15 protein-coding genes are annotated in these 17,418 nt (G+C 69.4%); 9 read left to right on the top strand and 6 right to left on the bottom strand.

Going from position 1 to position 17,418, the window contains the following annotated elements; all coding sequences use genetic code 11:
• The first annotated feature begins 155 nt into the window (after positions 1-155).
• The 4 genes from KIH31_RS01290 to KIH31_RS01275 all read left to right on the top strand — a co-directional run bounded on the left by KIH31_RS01290 (position 156) and on the right by KIH31_RS01275 (position 4,724).
• Positions 156-989 carry an ABC transporter permease gene (locus KIH31_RS01290; protein WP_374224832.1) on the top strand — a complete coding sequence of 278 codons (834 nt, stop codon included), beginning with the start codon at positions 156-158 and terminating at the stop codon, positions 987-989.
• Positions 986-2,176: a uroporphyrinogen-III C-methyltransferase gene (cobA, locus tag KIH31_RS01285; protein WP_214425253.1), complete on the top strand. Its 1,191-nt coding sequence runs from the start codon at positions 986-988 to the stop codon at positions 2,174-2,176. The genes KIH31_RS01290 and cobA overlap by 4 nt, the downstream gene beginning before the upstream one ends.
• 53 nt (positions 2,177-2,229) lie before the next feature.
• Positions 2,230-3,645, top strand: a complete 1,416-nt coding sequence (locus KIH31_RS01280; RefSeq protein ID WP_307857495.1) for an FAD-dependent oxidoreductase — start codon at positions 2,230-2,232, stop codon at positions 3,643-3,645.
• 80 nt (positions 3,646-3,725) lie between these two features.
• The gene (locus KIH31_RS01275) at positions 3,726-4,724 is read left to right on the top strand and encodes a DNA topoisomerase IB (protein WP_214425252.1); all 999 of its coding nucleotides are present in this window, start codon (positions 3,726-3,728) and stop codon (positions 4,722-4,724) included.
• Positions 4,725-4,842: 118 nt separating this feature from the next.
• On the opposite strand, the gene KIH31_RS01270 is transcribed toward KIH31_RS01275, so the two are convergent.
• Positions 4,843-6,270: a PucR family transcriptional regulator gene (locus KIH31_RS01270; protein WP_214425251.1), complete on the bottom strand. Its 1,428-nt coding sequence runs from the start codon at positions 6,268-6,270 to the stop codon at positions 4,843-4,845.
• Positions 6,271-6,390: 120 nt separating this feature from the next.
• On the opposite strand from KIH31_RS01270, the gene KIH31_RS01265 reads away from it, so the two are divergent.
• Both KIH31_RS01265 and gabT read left to right on the top strand, forming a co-directional pair.
• Complete coding sequence (locus tag KIH31_RS01265; RefSeq protein WP_214425250.1) at positions 6,391-7,821, top strand: gamma-aminobutyraldehyde dehydrogenase; 1,431 nt, start codon at positions 6,391-6,393, stop codon at positions 7,819-7,821.
• A 28-nt stretch (positions 7,822-7,849) separates the two neighbouring features.
• Positions 7,850-9,205, top strand: a complete 1,356-nt coding sequence (gene gabT, locus KIH31_RS01260; protein ID WP_214425249.1) for a 4-aminobutyrate--2-oxoglutarate transaminase — start codon at positions 7,850-7,852, stop codon at positions 9,203-9,205.
• 5 nt (positions 9,206-9,210) lie between these two features.
• Here the strand turns inward: gabT and KIH31_RS01255 are convergent, their stop codons facing one another.
• From KIH31_RS01255 to KIH31_RS01245, 3 genes are all read right to left on the bottom strand, one after another.
• The gene (locus KIH31_RS01255) at positions 9,211-10,521 is read right to left on the bottom strand and encodes an erythromycin esterase family protein (RefSeq protein WP_214425632.1); all 1,311 of its coding nucleotides are present in this window, start codon (positions 10,519-10,521) and stop codon (positions 9,211-9,213) included.
• Between the two features lie 2 nt (positions 10,522-10,523).
• The gene (locus KIH31_RS01250) at positions 10,524-11,855 is read right to left on the bottom strand and encodes a phosphoribosyltransferase (RefSeq protein ID WP_214425248.1); all 1,332 of its coding nucleotides are present in this window, start codon (positions 11,853-11,855) and stop codon (positions 10,524-10,526) included.
• Between the two features lie 110 nt (positions 11,856-11,965).
• Positions 11,966-12,604 carry a hypothetical protein gene (locus KIH31_RS01245; RefSeq protein WP_214425247.1) on the bottom strand — a complete coding sequence of 213 codons (639 nt, stop codon included), beginning with the start codon at positions 12,602-12,604 and terminating at the stop codon, positions 11,966-11,968.
• Here KIH31_RS01245 and KIH31_RS01240 point away from each other — a divergent pair.
• A complete protein-coding gene (locus KIH31_RS01240) occupies positions 12,582-12,803 on the top strand; it encodes a hypothetical protein (RefSeq protein ID WP_214425246.1) in 222 nt (73 codons plus the stop codon). The genes KIH31_RS01245 and KIH31_RS01240 overlap by 23 nt on opposite strands.
• A 104-nt stretch (positions 12,804-12,907) precedes the next feature.
• Here the strand turns inward: KIH31_RS01240 and KIH31_RS01235 are convergent, their stop codons facing one another.
• The gene (locus KIH31_RS01235) at positions 12,908-13,573 is read right to left on the bottom strand and encodes a TetR/AcrR family transcriptional regulator (RefSeq protein WP_214425245.1); all 666 of its coding nucleotides are present in this window, start codon (positions 13,571-13,573) and stop codon (positions 12,908-12,910) included.
• A gap of 152 nt (positions 13,574-13,725) precedes the next feature.
• Here KIH31_RS01235 and KIH31_RS01230 point away from each other — a divergent pair, with 152 nt between their 5' ends.
• Complete coding sequence (locus tag KIH31_RS01230; protein ID WP_214425244.1) at positions 13,726-15,108, top strand: NAD(P)/FAD-dependent oxidoreductase; 1,383 nt, start codon at positions 13,726-13,728, stop codon at positions 15,106-15,108.
• Positions 15,109-15,362: 254 nt separating this feature from the next.
• Positions 15,363-15,734 (top strand): hypothetical protein, encoded by a 372-nt coding sequence (locus KIH31_RS01225; RefSeq protein ID WP_214425243.1) that lies wholly within the window; start codon positions 15,363-15,365, stop codon positions 15,732-15,734.
• Positions 15,735-15,845: 111 nt separating this feature from the next.
• Here the strand turns inward: KIH31_RS01225 and KIH31_RS01220 are convergent, their stop codons facing one another.
• Complete coding sequence (locus tag KIH31_RS01220; RefSeq protein WP_307857523.1) at positions 15,846-17,339, bottom strand: APC family permease; 1,494 nt, start codon at positions 17,337-17,339, stop codon at positions 15,846-15,848.
• Positions 17,340-17,418: the final 79 nt, after the last annotated feature.

Below are 17,418 nucleotides of genomic sequence, written 5' to 3'. Positions count from 1 at the left end.
TTTCAACCGCGGCTGAACCCGGTGCCGCTGCGCGGGGCCCGGCCGGCGGCAACGATATTCCTGCGGCCGCGGACGGCCTTGGAATAATAAAGCCGCCTTTCCCGGGCGCCGCTTCGACGGCGAGTGACACCGATTTACGCTCGCTGGAAGCTGGATTGGATTCGCTCCAGTCCAGCACCTCAGCCCACCGTTCCGGCCTGCGTGCGCTGGCGGGGCGGGCGGTGCCGCCGCTGCTGATGGTTGTGGTGCTGCTGGCTGTTTGGCAGTTCTATGTGGCGCTGGGGCATAAGCGGGCGGACCTGGTGCCCGGCCCGCTGGATGTCCTCGCTTCCTTGGGCGGACTGTGGGCCGACGCGACCGTGCAGACCGCCGTGTGGACGAGCCTGCAGCGGGGCGTGCTCGGCTTCCTCGTCGCCGCCGTCGTCGGCACCCCCGTGGGGCTGCTGCTGGCCCAGGTCAAGGCGGTCCGCACCGCCGTCGGGCCGCTGATTTCCGGCCTTCAGGTGCTGCCCTCGGTCGCGTGGGTTCCCGCCGCCATCATCTGGTTCGGCCTCACCGACGCGACCGTGTACTTCGTCGTGCTCATGGGCGCGATCCCGTCGATTGTGAACGGCCTGGTGGCCGGCGTGGACCAGATCCCGCCGCAGTACCGGCGCGTGGGGCTGGTCCTGGGCGCCAGCCGCTGGGAGCAGGCCACCCGGATCGTGCTGCCGGCCGCGCTTCCCGGCTATGTCGCGGGCCTCAAGCAGGGCTGGGCCTTCTCCTGGCGCTCGCTGATGGCCGCGGAAATCATCGCGATGGGAGGATCGCTCGGCTTCGGTCTCGGTTCCCTGCTGCAGCAGGGCCGCGAACTGGCGGACATGGGCATCGTCATGTCGGCGATCCTGCTGATCCTCGCCGTCGGCATCCTTGTGGAACTGCTCGTTTTCGGCCCGGTCGAGCGGCGGCTGCTCGCCGGCCGCGGCCTGCTGGCAGGAGGTACCCGGTGAATCTGCTGCCCCTGGGCCTGAACATTCAAGGCCGCCGCGCCGTCGTGGTCGGCGGGGGACCGGTCGCCGCCCGGCGCGTGGCCGCCCTGCTCGCGGCAGGTGCCGAGGTCGTCGTCGTCGCACCGTTCGCCTGCGAAGACATCGCGGACGCTGCTGCGGCGGCGCGCCTCACCTGGCTGGTGCGCGACTACGCGGCCGGAGACCTCGAGGACGCCTGGCTTGCTTTCTCGGCGACCGGCAGCCCGCAGGTGGACGCCCGGGTTGCGGCCGACGCCGATGCCGCCCGGGTCTGGTGCGCCAAGGGCGGGGACTCCCGCAATTCGCGCGTGTGGACCCCGGCCGTTGCGGAGGCGGACGGCGTGCAGATTTCGGTCAACGCCGGAGGAGACCCGCGCCGCGCGGTCGCGATCCGCAACGCCGTCGCCAGCCAGCTGGACTCCGGTGAGCTTCCGCTCCGGCGGCACCGCCGTTCGGGCCAGCCCGGGTCGGTGGCCTTGGTGGGCGGCGGGCCGGGTGACGCCGGACTGATCACCACCCGCGGCCGCCGCCTGCTTGCCCAGGCGGACGTCGTCGTCGCCGACCGGCTCGGTCCGCGCGGCCTGCTCGACGAGCTGGCGCCGGAGGTGCAGATCATCGAGGTCGGCAAGACACCCGGCCATCATCCGGTGCCCCAGCACGAGATCAACCGGATCCTGGTCGAGCAGGCCCTGCTCGGCAACCGGGTGGTCCGGCTCAAGGGCGGCGACCCCTACGTGCTCGGCCGCGGCGGCGAGGAAGCAGATCACTGCCGGGCGCATGGGGTGCCAGTCGAGATCGTGCCGGGCGTGACCTCAGCGGTCTCCGTCCCGGCCGCGGCAGGCATTCCCGTCACCCACCGCGGAGTCGCCAAGAGTTTCAGCGTGCTGACCGGCCATGAGGAGATCGGCACCGTCCCGCCCGGGACCGACCACACGGTGGTCCTGCTGATGGGAGTCTCCCGGCTCAGGGACACCGCCGCGGCGCTGCTGGCCGCCGGTCGCCCCGCCGACTGCCCGGTCGGTATCGTCGAAGACGGCTACGGCCCGGGGCAGCGGGTCACCACCGGAACGCTGGTCACCATTGCCGCCAAAGCCGAGGCCGTGGGCGTGAAATCCCCTGCGGTGATTGTGGTCGGCGACGTCGTCCGGCTCAGTCCGCACTACGAATAGCTCATGTGAGCAAGCACTACCTGCACTTGAACACCCTTGAAAGGAACACAGCCGTGTCACATTCTGCCGACGCCCGCGCCTTGCGGGTCGCCGTCATCGGAGCCGGTCCCGCCGGCGTCTATGCCGCCGACCTCCTGACCAAGAGCGACGAGGTCGCTTCCGGCGCCGTGAAGGTCAGCATCGACCTCTTTGACCGCTATCCGGCGCCGTACGGGCTGATCCGCTACGGGGTGGCGCCGGACCACCCGCGGATCAAGGGGATCGTGAACGCGCTGCACAAGGTGCTGGACCGCGGCGACATCCGCTTCTTCGGCAACGTCGACTACGGCACGGACCTGACCCTCGGGGATCTGCGCCGCCACTACGACGCCGTGATCTTCGCGACAGGGGCGATCAAGGACGCGGACCTGAACATCCCCGGGATCGAGCTGGAGGGTTCCTTTGGCGCGGCTGATTTCGTGTCCTGGTATGACGGGCATCCGGATGTGCCGCGGGAGTGGCCGCTGGAGGCGAAGGAGGTGGCGGTGATCGGCAACGGCAACGTGGCGCTGGATGTTGCCCGGGTGTTGTCGAAGCATGCCGATGACCTGCTGGTGACGGAGATCCCGGAGAACGTGTATCAGGGGTTGAAGAGCTCTCCCGTGACGGATGTGCATGTGTTTGGGCGGCGGGGTCCGGCGCAGGTGAAGTTCACGCCGCTGGAGCTGCGGGAGTTGTCGCATTCGAAGGATGTGGACATTGTGCTGTATCCGGAGGATTTCGAGTTCGATGAGGAGTCGGACCGGCAGATCCAGTCGAACAACCAGACCAAGACCATGGTGGGCACCCTCACCAACTGGATCGCCGACGACGAGCCCACCGGGGCTTCGCGCCGGCTGCACCTGCACTTCCTGCACAACCCCGTCGAGGTGCTCGGCGAGGACGGACGCGTCAGCGGCATCCGCTTCGAGCGCACCGAACTGGACGGCACCGGCAATGTCCGCGGCACCGGCGACTTCCTGGACTACCCGGTGCAGGCCGTCTACCGGGCCGTCGGCTACTTCGGCTCGGCGCTGCCCGACGTCGAGTTTGACCACCGGCGCGGCGTCGTCCCCAACGCCGGCGGCCGCGTGCTGGATGCCGCAGGCACTCCGGTTCCCGGGATCTACGCCACGGGCTGGATCAAGCGGGGGCCCGTGGGCCTGATCGGGCACACCAAGGGCGACGCCCTCGAAACGGTCACCTACCTGCTCGCGGACCGTGGGGGACTGCCGCAGGCCGCCGCACCCGAGGAGGGCGCCGTCGTCGAACTGCTGGAGTCCCGCGGGGTCGAGTACACCTCGTGGGAGGGCTGGCTGGAACTGGACGCGCACGAAAAAGAACTCGGGGCGGCGGCGACGGCGGCCGGTCCGGTGGCGCGCGAACGAGTGAAGGTGGTCCCGCGCGAGGACATGGTCGCCGTTTCCCGGGGCGCCGTCGTCGAAGTCTGATCCTCCGGGGGAGCGCAAATTCCCGTGATAGTCAGTAGGCTTACCGTTATGGGAATGCAGCAGGACCAAGGAATCCTTCCGTGAGGCTTCGGCGCAGCAACGCCTCGGGCCGCGGATACCGGCGGGTGCCTTCCGGCTCCGGCTTCAGCTACAACGACCTGGACGGGTCCACGCTGCCGCCGGGGCCGGTGCGCGAGCGCCTTGAACACATCGGCATTCCGCCCGCGTGGACCGACGTCTGGATCGCGCCCTACGAGAACGGGCACATCCAGGCCACCGGGATCGACGCCGTCGGCCGCCGCCAGTACATCTACCACCCGACCTGGCGGGAGCAGAAGGACCGGGTGAAGTTTGACCGCGCCCTGCAGTTGGCCGAGTCCCTTCCCGCTGCCCGGCGCCGCGTGACCATGGACCTGCGCAGCGACGGTTTCTCCCGTGACAGGGTCCTCGCGGCGGCGTTCAGGATGCTGGACAGCGGATCGCTGCGGGTCGGCTCCGAGCGGTATACGAACGAGAACGGCAGCCACGGCCTCGCGACCCTGCTGTGCGCGCACGTGAAGGTCCACAAGGACGTGCTCAAGCTCAGCTTCCCGGCCAAGAGCGGCAAGACCTGGGATTCGGTGATCCGGGACGCGGACCTCGTGCCGTTGGTGCGCTCGCTCAAACGCCGCGGGGGCAACGCCCGGCTCCTCGCCTACAAGGAAGGCCGCAGCTGGCACCCGGTGACCAGTGCGGACATCAACGAGTATGTCAAGGAGCGCACCGGCGGGGACTTCACCGCCAAGGACTTCCGGACCCTGCGGGGCACGGTGGCAGCGGCATCGAGCCTGGCGCGCAGCGGCCCGCAGAAGAAGGTGTCAGCGCGCAAGGCGGCCATCAGCCAGTCGATGCGGGAGGCGGCCGAGGTGCTGGGCAACACGCCGTCGATCGCGCGCAAGAGCTATGTGGACCCGCGGCTGCTGGACCATTTCGCGGCGGGGGAGACGATCGACCCGAAGCGGCCGGACTCGGCGGAAGCGGAGCTGCGGGCGCTGCTGTACCGGGAGGGCGACATCGTCTCCATCCGCAAACCCGCCTGACGCGGTTCCGGCGAGCGGCCAGTTGCGGCGGCCTCCGCGCGGAAGAGCCCGCCGTTGCTGGCCGTTCGCGCAGGTGCGCGCAGCGTCGTGCGCAGCATCGAGCGGGTCGCGGGGCGCGTCAGCCGAGCTTGCGGACGGCGAGGGCGAGCCAGAGCTGTACCCTGTCCGCCGTGACGGCCGGGTCGTAGCCCGTGATCTCCACGATCTGCGAGAGCCGGTACCGGACGGTGTTCCGGTGCAGGTTCATCGCCTCGGCTACCGCGGCCACGGACCCGTTCTGGTTCAGGTACTCCTCCAGCGTCTGCATCAGCTCGGCGCCGTGCGCGGCATCGAAATTCAGCAGCGGCTGCAGCGAGTCCGCCGCCAGGTCCGCCAGCGAAACGTCCTCACTGGCCAGCAGCAGCGACGTCAGCGAGAGCCGCTCCGGCTCGTTCACCGGCAGGCCGCGGGCGGCGGCTTCCTTCGCCTCGAAATAGCTCCAGCGCAGTCCCTTGGCCTGCGGGTAGCTGCCGCCCACGCCGACGGCGGCGGTCAGGCCGGCCTCGCGCAGATGGGCCGAGAGCGCGCGCGCCAACCCGGCGGCGGCCGTTGCCTCCTCACGCAGGATCAGCACCAACTGGTTGTCGACGACGGCGGTCACGGCGCCGGCCAGTGTTTCGGGCACCGAGAGCATCCCGAGCAGCCGCAGCTGGCCTGCCGGCACCTCAACGATGAGGGCGGTGTGCCGGTGCGCGGCGTTGATTCCGACGGCGGAGAGCCGCACGGCCGCGTCCTGGCCGGTCAGCGATCCGCTAATGATGTCCTGCAGCACCTGACCGGCCAGCCGACGCTCGGAGCGCCGGCGCTGCACCTGGTTGCTGAGCTCCACGCTGACCAGGCTCGTGGCGTACTGCACGATCCCGCCGTCCTCGAACGGGCGCCGCACCCACAGCGTGCAGTTGTCGCGCAGCCCGGTGGCCACCGTGTGGGGGGTCCACCCGTCCGCTGCGGGGCTGAGCCCGGGCTTGGACCCGGCAAGCTGGCTGTTGAACTGGGTCAGCACCACATCCGCCGAGAGCATTTCCGCGAGCGTCGACAGCAGGGCCGGCAGGCCCCCGGACTTGAGCAGCGACCCGGCGAGCACCTGGTGGGCGGCCAGCAGCCGCTCGAGCTTGCCGTAGTGTTCGGCCGAGAGCGCGTCCGCCACGAGCTTGCCGATCGCGATGAACGGAGTCTCATAGGGAACCTTCAGCACGGGCAGGCCCCACCGGTTGGCCTCGGCCACCAGCGCCGGCGGCACCTGGTCGTGGCCAAAGCCGACGCCGAAACCGATCGCCAGGGCCCCTGCCCGCTGGACCTGGCGGACGAAGGAACGCTGCTCCGGGGCGGTGCGCTGCCGGGCACCGGTGGTGAGCACGACCTCGCCGCCGGTGAGGAAGGGCTGCGGGTTCGCCAGCTCGGTGACCGCCACCCACTGGATGCTCTCATCCGGCCGGCCGGACGCCGAGCCGACGGGACGCAGACCGAGGGAATCAATGGCGATCAGGTCCGCCAGGGTAAGAGCCATTCCATCATTATACGAACGCACTAACGGTCCCCGCGAACGGTGTGCAGGTGGCCATACTCCGCCCCGCCGGTGCGGGCATACCCTCGTAGCAAAGCAGCTCAGAAGAAGAGGTTGAACACCGTGGTCCAAACCTTGCAGAACTTCATCAACGGCGAATTCGTCGATCCGGCCGGCACCGAGGTCCTCGATGTCGTCAACCCGACCAACGGCGAAGTCGTCGCCAAGGCACCCGTCTCCTCCGCCGCCGACGTGGACGCCGCCATGGCGGCCGCGGCCGCGGCGTTCACCACCTGGAAGCACACCACCCCCGGTCAGCGCCAGCTGATGCTGCTCAAGCTCGCCGACGCCGTCGAAGCGAACAGCGACGAACTCGTCGAGGCCCAGCACCGCAACACGGGGCAGGTCCGGTCCCTCATCGCCTCCGAGGAGGTGGCTGCCGGCGCCGACCAACTGCGATTCTTCGCCGGGGCCGCCCGCGTGCTGGAAGGCAAGAGCGCCGGCGAATACTTCGAGGGCCACACCTCCTTCGTGCGGCGCGAGCCGATCGGCGTCGTAGCCCAGGTCGCCCCGTGGAACTACCCCTTCCTGATGGCCATCTGGAAGATCGGTCCGGCCCTGGCTGCCGGCAACACCGTGGTGCTCAAGCCCAGCGACACCACCCCCGAATCCACCCTCGTCCTGGCGCGGCTGGCCAAGGACATCTTCCCGGCCGGCGTGCTCAACGTCATCCTGGGAACCGGCGAAACCGGGGCCGCTATGGTGGAGCACCCGGTGCCCGGACTGGTCTCCATCACCGGGTCCGTCCGCGCCGGGATGGCTGTCGCCTCCGGCGCCGCGAAGGGACTCAAGCGTTCGCACCTGGAGCTCGGCGGCAAGGCGCCCGCCGTGGTCTTCGCCGACGCCGACCTGAAGAAGACCGCCGCGGCCATCGCCGAGTTCGCGTTCTTCAACGCCGGCCAGGACTGCACCGCCGTCGCCCGGGTACTGGTCCAGGACTCCGTGCACGACGAACTCGTCCGGCTGATGGTGGAGCACACCAAGACGCTGGGCACCGGCAGCGCGAACGACGAGGACAACTACTTCGGCCCGCTGAACAACATCAACCACTTCAATGCCGTGAATTCGATGGTCGAACGCCTGCCGGAGCACTGCCGCATTGAAACCGGAGGACACCGCGCCGGGGAGAAGGGCTTCTTCTACGAGGCCACCATCATCACCGGTGCCCGGCAGCAGGACGAGATCGTGCAGAAGGAAGCCTTCGGCCCGGTCATCACGGTGCAGAAGTTCAGCACCGAAGCCGAAGCCGTGGAGATGGCCAACGACGTCGAGTACGCCCTCGCCTCCAGCGTCTGGACCAGCGACCACGGCACCGCCATGCGGATGTCCCGGGACCTGGACTTCGGCGCCGTATGGATCAACACCCACATCCTCCTCACCGCCGAAATGCCCCACGGCGGCTTCAAGCACTCCGGCTACGGCAAGGACCTGTCAATGTACGGACTCGAGGACTACACCCGGATCAAGCACGTCATGTCCGCCCTGGACGCCTGACCGCGATTTTCACCAGAAAGGCACCCCTATGACCACCACTGCCAACGAGATCACCTACCGCTTGGAACAGAAGCGCAAAGTGCAGGCCGACTTCCCGGGCCCCAAGTCCGTCGCGCTCACCGAGCGCCGCAAGGCCGTCGTAGCCGGCGGCGTCGCTTCCAGCGTCCCCGTTTACGCGGCGGACGCCGACGGCGGAATCATCCAGGACGTGGACGGGAACTCGTTCATCGACCTCGGCGCGGGCATCGCCGTGACCAGCGTGGGGGCCTCCGACCCGGCGGTGGTCGGCGCCGTGAAGGAAGCGGTGGAGCACTTCACGCACACCTGCTTCATGGTGACCCCCTACGAGGGCTACATCGCCGTCGCCGAGCAGCTGAACCGGCTCACCCCCGGCGACCACGAGAAGCGCACCGTGCTCTTCAACTCCGGCGCCGAAGCCGTGGAGAACGCCGTGAAGGTGGCGCGCCTGGCCACCGGCCGCGACGCCGTCGTCGCCTTCGACCACGCCTACCACGGCCGCACCAACCTCACCATGGCGCTCACCGCCAAGGCCATGCCGTACAAGACCAACTTCGGCCCGTTCGCGCCCGAGGTGTACCGGATGCCGATGAGCTACCCGTTCCGCGAGGAAAACCCGGAGATCACGGGCGCCGAGGCCGCCAAGCGGGCGATCACCATGATCGAAAAGCAGATCGGCGGAGAGCAGGTCGCCGCGATCATCATCGAGCCGATCCAGGGCGAGGGCGGGTTCATCGTCCCGGCCAAGGGTTTCCTGCCGGCCCTGGCTGCCTGGGCGAAGGAGAAGGGCATCGTCTTCATCGCCGACGAAGTCCAGTCCGGCTTCTGCCGCACGGGTGAATGGTTTGCCGTCAACCACGAGGGCGTCGTTCCGGACATCATCACGATGGCCAAGGGAATCGCCGGGGGCATGCCGCTCTCCGCCATCACCGGCCGCGCGGACCTGCTCGACGCCGTCCACCCGGGCGGTCTTGGCGGCACCTACGGCGGCAACCCGGTCGCCTGCGCGGCCGCCGTCGCCGCGATCGGGTCGATGGAGGAATACGACCTGAACCGCCGCGCCCGGCACATCGAGGAGCTGGTGCTCGGCCGGCTGCGCCGCCTCCAGTCCGAGGTCGGGATCATCGGCGACGTCCGCGGGCGCGGTGCCATGCTGGCGATCGAATTCGTCAAGGACGGCACCAAGGACCCGCACGCTGACGCGACCAAGGCCATTGCCGCGCAGTGCCTCAAGGACGGGGTCATCATCCTCACCTGCGGCACCTACGGGAACGTGATCCGGCTGCTGCCGCCGCTGGTGATTGGCGACGAGCTGCTCAACGACGCGCTGGACGTGCTCGAAGCCGCCATCCGCGCTGCCGCGTAGCCGGTTCAGAACCCGGTGGGTTCGGTTTCCAGCTCCGGTTCCTGCGGCCGCTGCTCATGGTGCAGCGGCCGCAGTGCCGTGGTGTGTTCGAGCCACAGCAGGGCGTCATAGCGCCCGCCCATCCGGGTGGGCACGTAGTTTCCGGCCTCATGCTGGGGCTGGTAAACGACGCCGATCGCGCGGTGGCCCAGCCATGCGGAGAGCCACGGGCCGCTGCGGTCCGGGCCGAAGATGAGCACGGCATCCCTGCCCAGCGCATGGTGCAGCAGGTCTTCGTGGCTGCCGGCGCGGGCCGTCGGCACCTGCAGCACCCGTTCCGGAGTGCCCCAGGCCGCGGCGGCCAGCACGCTCCCGCGGTGGCCAGCGAACCCGACCAGCCCGACGCCGTCGTTCGCGTGCCGCTCGCGCACCAGCTGGCCGACGTTGAGCATCCGGTCCCGGGCCATGTCCGTGGCCCGGGCGTCCCCGACGTGCGTGTTGTGTTCCCAGATCAGGCCCTTGGACTCCGGGCCGTGGTGCAGGGCCAGCCGGTCGATCGTGTCCGCCATGTGCCGGTCCCGGATGTTCCATGACTCGCGGTCGCCGCGGACCATGATCCGGTAGTAGTGCTCGGCGCCCGCCGCCACTTCGGCGTTCTGCACGGCGTCGAAGACGGCGTCGCCGGTCCGGTCGATGGTGTGCCGGCGCACCTCCACCAGCAGGCCCACCACATCGGCCTCGCAGGACGCCGGGACCAGGCGCGTTCCCCAGGCGTACTGGTGCGGGTCCTCCCGGTAGGGGATGAAGCAGCGCCAGGCCTGCATGGCCGCCGGCACTGCCTCCGGCACGTTGGCCTCCAGCCAGGCGAGGACCTCCCGCAGGGAATCCCAGAGCGAATAGACGTCCAGGCCGTAGAAGCCCGTCCGCTCCTGCTCGGGCAGCGACAGGTTCCGCTCCCTCAGCCAGGCAAGGAAGTCGGCGACGTCGCGGTTGGCCCACATCCAGGTCGGCCAGCGCTCGAACCGGGCGAGCAGCGCATACACGTCAAGATCCTGGTCCGCCTGGCCGCGCACCCAGCGGTTGATGCGCCAGCAGTCCGGCCAGTCACCCTCGACGCCGATCCAGCTGAAGCCGTGCTCTTCGATCAGCCGGCGGCTGAGCCGTGCGCGCCAGCGGTAGTACTCGTGCGTGCCGTGCGAGGCCTCACCGATGCAGACGAACCGTTCCCCGCCAAGGCGCTCCGCGAGCCCGTCCAGATCCGCGTCGGTGGCAAGCGGCCGGGCCAGGGACCTGATTTCGGAGACGATGGCCGCGCCGCTGCCGCCGGACCGCTGCATGCTCACGGCGCCGTCCCCTCAGCTCCCGTGCCGGCGCCGAGGTAACGGACGAACCAGTCGCGGGCCAGCAGGGCCGCCTCGGCCAGCGTTCCGGGCTCCTCGAACAGGTGCGTCGCCCCCTCGACCACCGAGAGGCGGCTCGTGCAGTGCAGCTGGTCCTGCGCGAGCCGGTTCAGCTCCAGTACGGTGTGGTCGCGGCTGCCGACGATCAGCAGCGTCGGCGCGCGGACGGCGGCAAGGTGCGGGCCGGCCAGGTCCGGCCTTCCGCCCCGGGAGACCACCGCCGCCACCGGCGACTCCGGATCCCCGGCGGCCCACAGTGCAGCGCCGGCTCCGGTGCTCGCCCCGAAGTAGCCGATCGCGCTCTGTGCCGTGTCCGCCCGGGTCCCCAGCCAGCGGGTGGCGGCGTCCAGCCGGGCCGCGAGCAGTTCGATGTCGAAGACGTTGACCCGGTCCAGTTCCTCGTCCGGGGTGAGCAGGTCCAGCAGCAGCGTGCCGAGGCCCGCTTCGTAGAGCACGGACGCGACGAACCGGTTCCGGGGGCTGTGCCGGCTGCTGCCGCTGCCGTGTGCGAACAGCACGACGCCGGGTGCGCCGGCGGGCAGATGCAGGTGGCCGGCCAGCAGCACGCGGCCGGCCGGAATGGTGACGTCGACGTCGGCATCCGCGCCCGCCGGAACGGCGCCGCCGTGGCGCATCCGCCGTGCGGCGGCGTCCAGCAGCGCCGTGACCTCGTCGTCGCTGGTGGGGGTGAAGTCGCGGTAGTGGTAGCCGACCGCCATGAACTGCGCCGGCGTGGCCAGGCAGACGACCTCGTCAGCCTCCGGGAAGTCTCCGAGGGTTTCCGGCGGCGCCACCGGGACGGCCAGGATCACGGTGGCCGCGCCAAGATGGCGCACCACCTCGCAGGCGACGCGGGCGGTGGACCCGGTCGCGATGCCGTCGTCGACAATCACCACGGTGCGGCCTTTGAGGTCCACCCGCTCCCTGCCCTTGCGGAACCGTGCCACCCGCGCCTCGAGTTCTGCCCGTTCCCGCGCCTCGACGGCCGCCACCTCCGAGGCGGTCACCCGGGTCTGGGCGAGAACCTCCGTGTTGAGGACCCTGGCGCCGCCCTCGCCGATGGCTCCCATGGCCAGTTCGGGCTGGAAGGGCACGCCGAGTTTGCGGACGACGACGACGTCCAGCGGCGCGTCGAGAGCCTCGGCGACCTCGAACGCCACCGGCACGCCGCCGCGCGGCAGGCCCAGGACGACCACGTTCCGACTGCGCAGGGGCTCCAGCCGCGCGGCCAGACGCCGGCCCGCGTCGATGCGGTCAGCGAATACGGCCATTGTCCTCACCCACGGGTCGATCATGGCGCCGCGCGGCGGACCGAGCCAGTGCCTTTGGTCCCGGCGGGCGGTGCGGTCCCTGGGCGTTGTCCGTTCCCGGGCGGACCGGGTCAGCGCCAGGCGGTGGTGTCCACCTGGACCGCGACGACGTACAAGTGCTGGCCCTGCTCGATCTTCTCCACTTCGTAGATCCGCACCGGGGTGTGCGGCAACTTGCTCACGGGCCTGCCGACTCCAACGCCGTAGGTGACCACGCCCTCGAAGTCGCCGGCCGGCGCGTACCGGGTGATGCCTTTGAAGCCAACAGCCTGCGGCGGCGCCGAGACGATGGTGCTGGATTTGCCGTCGAGGGTATGGGCCTGGGCGTTATGGAAAACGATCCGCAGGATGCTGCCGGCGCCGGGCATGGGGACGGGCAGCCCGCTGCCGTCGCTGATCAGCTGCGGCACATATTCGACGTCGTAGCTGGGGAAGGCCCCCTTGAACCGGAAGCTGATCTGGTCGTACGGCGGCGAGTCCGACGGATGCCTTCCGACGCCGATCGTTCGCAGGTAGGGCAGCGGCGGCTCCGGCGGCTGCGCGATGGGCACCTTGTACTGATGCGTGATGCGGAACGCCGCCCCTGGGCCGGGCCAGCCCCAGTCGTGGCTGATCCGGGAGGAGATCACCCTGTCCCCGGTGTGCGGGGGAGCGGTCTCGTCCGAGTCCGGCGGAGGTGCGGTGACGGTGGCGGTTACCGTGGCCGTCACCGTCGCGGTGGCGCCCGGCTCCGAGGACATGGAAGAGGTGCCGGTGGCCGATGCCGTCGGCGAGCCCGCCGACGGCGAGGCGCTTGGCGGCGACGCCGGCGGTGTGCAGGCAGGCAGGGCGGCGGCGAGAACCACCGCCGCAGCCAGCCTCAGCTTCCGTCCGCTTCCGTCTCGACGGCTGCCCATCTTGATCACCTGAGCCTCTCGGTCCTCACCTGCCCCAGCTTCATCTCAGGCTACGCAGGGGGCCGCACGCCGGACAGGGGCCAAAGGCCCGGGAGGAGGCGGCGTCGTGCGGGACGCTCAGGCTTCCCGCAGCCGGTCCAGCCCGGCGATCATCGCGTCCAGGCCGAGGCCGAAGGCGACGTCGGCAGGCGTCGCTCCGTCCCCCAGCTGCTGGTTGCGCACGGCGGAGGTGAACAGAGGCGTCGACTCGGCCAGGTCTCCGGTGTCGAAGATGTCCGCGGGGGCGGTGGCGTCGAAAGCCGAGCCGTAAATGAAGGATTCCAGGGCGATGATGGCCGGCACGATCAGCGGCTCCGGCCAGCCGGATTCGCGGAACCCGGCGGTCACCACTTCGTACATCTTCAGGGTCTCTGGAGCGCCGGTAACCGGGAGCACAGCGATCACCGGGATCAGCGGGGCATGCCGGGCAAACACGTCCCGGTAGGACCAGGCCCACCGCCGGACCGCCTCTGCCCAGGGCTCCGCCGCGAAGCCGCTCACGTCCACCATCGTCATCACGTGGTCCTCGACCCACTGGAGCACGTCCTGTTTGGACTCCACGTGGTTGTAGAGGGCCGAGGGTGCCACATTCAGGCTCCGGGCAAGTGCGGCCATCGTCAGCCCCGGATAGCCTTCGGCGTTGATGAGCTTCACGGCGGCGCTCGTGATCAGCGACTGGGAGAGCACCTTCCGCGGCGGCCGGCCCGCGGACCGCCGTGCCGCCGGCGCTGCATTCGTTGCCATCTGTTCCCTTCGGGCGCGGCGCCGTCGGCGTCATCGATTGAAAAAATCCAGGCCGACCCGTAGGCAGGCTCCCTCGCCAATGTTACTGTGGAGCAATAAATGAATCCCATTCATTTTATGGATTCGCTCACATGCTTGGTGGAGGAACTACAGTGCAAACCTTGGAACGCGATGTTGTCGTCATTGGTGCCGGCCCCTCGGGTCTGACTGCCGCGTGGGAGCTGCGCCGCGCCGGCCTGAGCGTCGCCGTGCTGGAAGCGCGGGACCGGGTGGGTGGCCGGACCTGGACCGACGTCGTCGACGGCGCAACTCTTGAGATCGGCGGCCAGTGGGTCTCCCCGGACCAGACGGCCCTCATCGGAGTGCTGGAGGAGCTGGGGCTGCAGACCTATTCACGCTACCGCGAGGGCCGGTCCGTGTACCTGGACCCGCAGGGCGGCCGGCACCTCTACACCGGCGACATGTTCCCGGTCAGCGACGCGACGAAGGCGGAGATGGAGAGGCTGATCGGCCTGCTGGACATCCTGGCCGCCGAGGCCGGTCCGGAGGAGCCCTGGAAGCATCCGCGGGCCCGCGAACTGGATACCGTCTCCTTCCACCACTGGCTGCGCCAGCAGTCCCGGGACGAGGAAGCCTGCAACAACATCGGCCTCTTCATTGCCGGCGGCATGCTCACCAAGCCCGCCCACGCCTTTTCGGCGCTGCAGGCAGTGCTGATGGCGGCGTCGGCCGGCTCGTTCAGCAACCTCGTCGATGAGGACTTCATCCTGGACAAGCGCGTCGTCGGGGGCATGCAACAGGTTTCGGAGCGGCTGGCGGCACGGCTTGAAGGGGACGTCTTCCTGCAAAGCCCGGTGCGGACGCTTCGTTGGGAGGGCCCGGCAGACGGTGAGCCCGGCGCCGTGACCGCCGTCGCCGAAGGCGTGAGTGTCAATGCCCGCTTCGCCGTCATGGCTGTTCCGCCGAACCTTTACTCCCGCGTCTCCTACGAGCCGCCGCTGCCGCGCCGGCAGCACCAGATGCACCAGCATCAGTCGCTCGGGCTCGTGATCAAGGTGCACGCGGTCTACGACACCCCGTTCTGGCGCGAGGACGGTCTTTCCGGCACCGGCTTCAGTTCCGGGGCGATCGTCCAGGAGGTGTACGACAACACCAACCACGGCGACAGCCGGGGGACTCTTGTCGGGTTCGTGTCCGATGAGAAGGCCGATGCGATGTTCGACCTCAGCCCCGAGGAACGCCGCGCCGCGATCCTGCGCTCGATTGCGGACTTCCTGGGGGAGAAGGCCCTCGAACCGGCTGTCTACTACGAGTCCGACTGGGGAACGGAGGAATGGACCCGCGGAGCCTATGCGGCCAGCTACGACCTCGGCGGCCTGCATCGCTACGGACCCCACCAGCACCAGCCCGTGGGTCCGATCCACTGGTCTTCGTCGGATCTGGCGGCCGAGGGATACCAGCACGTGGACGGCGCCGTCCGAATGGGGCAGCGCACCGCCGCGGCCATCCTGAAGTCCGCGGCGGTCATCCGCTAACGGCGGACACAGCCTTCCGGGCCGGCCCCGGTTCCCGATCGTGATGGTCGGGAACCGGGGCCGGCGGCGTTAACGGCGTCCGCAGGCCACCGGCGGTAGCAACCGGGACGCCGGCGTGAGCAACCTGGACGCCGGCGTGGGCAATTTGGACCCAGGTGAGGGAAATTTCCCTATCCGCGGTCCGGGTTGCTATCGCAATGCAGAGGGACAGGTGGTCCCTATGCGGCCGAGTCGGGTGCGTACCGTGAATGAGCATGAGCGAAGCGCCGCTGCCGCAACGGGCCTTCCGGGCTGTGGGCATGAGCGCCCTCTCGGAGCGGGTGGCCGCAGCCCAGGAATTCGTCCACGGCCCGGTCATCGCCTGGGCCCGGCGCAGCCCTCTCCATAAAGCAGTCCTGGGCCACTCGGTGCATCCTGAGCGCCGGATCGGCGCCGTGCACGCCTTGGGGACCGACATTTCCGTGTTCCTGCTTCTCGGTTCCCTGGTCGCACGGATTCGCGGCAGCCACCGGGTTGGTGTGCGGCTCGGCCTCGCCGGCAACACGGTTGCCGCAGGAGCCGGACTTCTGGGCGGCCATCTGGCCTTCAACCGCGGAACGGGCCGCCGGACTGCCGGCGCCGCCTGAACCGCGCCCCGCCTCCGGGCACGCGAACGCCTCCGGTGCCGCGGCATGAGCCGCAGCACCGGAGGCGTTTCGAACCGGCTTTGAGAGCCCGGCCTTGAGAGCCGGACCGGCCTACTCGGGGATCACCAGGGCCGGTGTGTCCTTGCGCAGGGTCTCACCCCGGAAGAAGCCGGGCCGGCGCCAGAACGTGATGGCCATGACCACAAAGCCCAGGGCCAGCAGCCCAACGCCGATGAGGAACACCAGGCCCACGCCGAACAGCTCGGACCCGCTGCCGAAGCCGGGGCTCCAGCTGTCGACGGCCGTCTGGGCGAAGACCACGGCCAGCACCACGCCGCCGATCACCGGGAAGAGCAGGCGCATGAAGAAGTTGCGCACGCTCGTGAAGAGGCTGTGCCGGAAGTACCAGGTGCAGGCGAACGCAGTCAGGCCGTAGTAGAAGCAGATCATCAGGCCCAGGGCGAGGATGGTGTCGTTGAGGACGTTCTCGCTCACGACCTTCATGACCGCGTAGAACCCGCCGGAGATGAGCCCGGCCACGATGGTGGCGTAGCCGGGGGAGCCGAAGCGCTTGCTCACACTCGAGAACTTGGGCGGCAGCGCGCCGTAGTGGCTCATCGCGAGCAGGCTGCGCGCCGGGGAGGCCATGGTGGACTGCAGCGAGGAGGCAGTGCCGGAAAGCACGGCCAGCGACATCAGGATGGCCAGCGGGCCCATCACGGGGGAAGCCAGGGCGGCGAAGATGTTGGACTGGTTGTCGGCATTGCTCAGGCCGATCCCGTCGCTGCCGATGCCTGCGACCATCATCGTGGCCACGATCACCGCGATGTACAGGCCCAGGACGGCAACCGCCGTCGTCGTCCCCGCCTTGCCCGCGGTGCCTTTGCCGCCCTTGGTCTCCTCGTTCACGGTCAGGCAGACATCCCAGCCCCAGTACACGAACACTGCGAGGGACATGCCGGCCGCGAACTGGTCGAAGCTTTGGATCTTGGCGGGGTTGAACCAGTCCCAGCTGAACCCGATGGCCGTCGGGGTGTCCCCGGATGCGGCGTGCGTGAGAGCCATGACAATGAAGATGCCCAGCACGAGGACCTGGAAGCCCACCATGCTGTACTGGACGAGCTTGGTGGTGTGCAGGCCCCGGTAGCTCACCCAGACGGCCAGGGCGACGAACGCCAGGCACGTCGCGATGTTCAGTGGCTTGTTGCCCGTCAGGTCTGCCAGCGATGGATCCCCGAAGAGCTGCGCAAGGAAGAGGTAGAAGAAGTCCACCGCGACGCCTGCAAGGTTGGAGAGCACGATGATGTTCGCGGCGAGCAGCCCCCAGCCGCCCATCCAGCCCACGAACGGGCCGAAGGCCTTGGTGGCCCAGGTGAAGGTGGTGCCGCTGTCGGGGGAGTCCGCGTTCAGCTCGCGGTAGGCGAACGCGACGAGGATCATCGGGATGAACGCGATGATGAAGATGGCCGGAAGCTGGAGCCCCACGGCGTTGACGGTCGGCCCCAGCGAACTCGTCAGGCTGTAGGCGGGGGCCACGGAGGAGATGCCCAGCACAACGACGGCGAGCAGGCCGAGTTGGCCGCCCTTGAGGCCCTTGCCGGTGATGCCGTGCCGTGTGCCCGGCGCATCATGGAACTCGTCAGGGTGGTGACTGTCTCCCGCGGGGAGGGGGCTGTTTGTGACC

The organism is Paenarthrobacter sp. DKR-5 (assembly GCF_018531425.1).
Lineage (GTDB): Bacteria > Actinomycetota > Actinomycetes > Actinomycetales > Micrococcaceae > DKR-5.
This window is presented reverse-complemented; position numbering and strand designations above follow the sequence as displayed.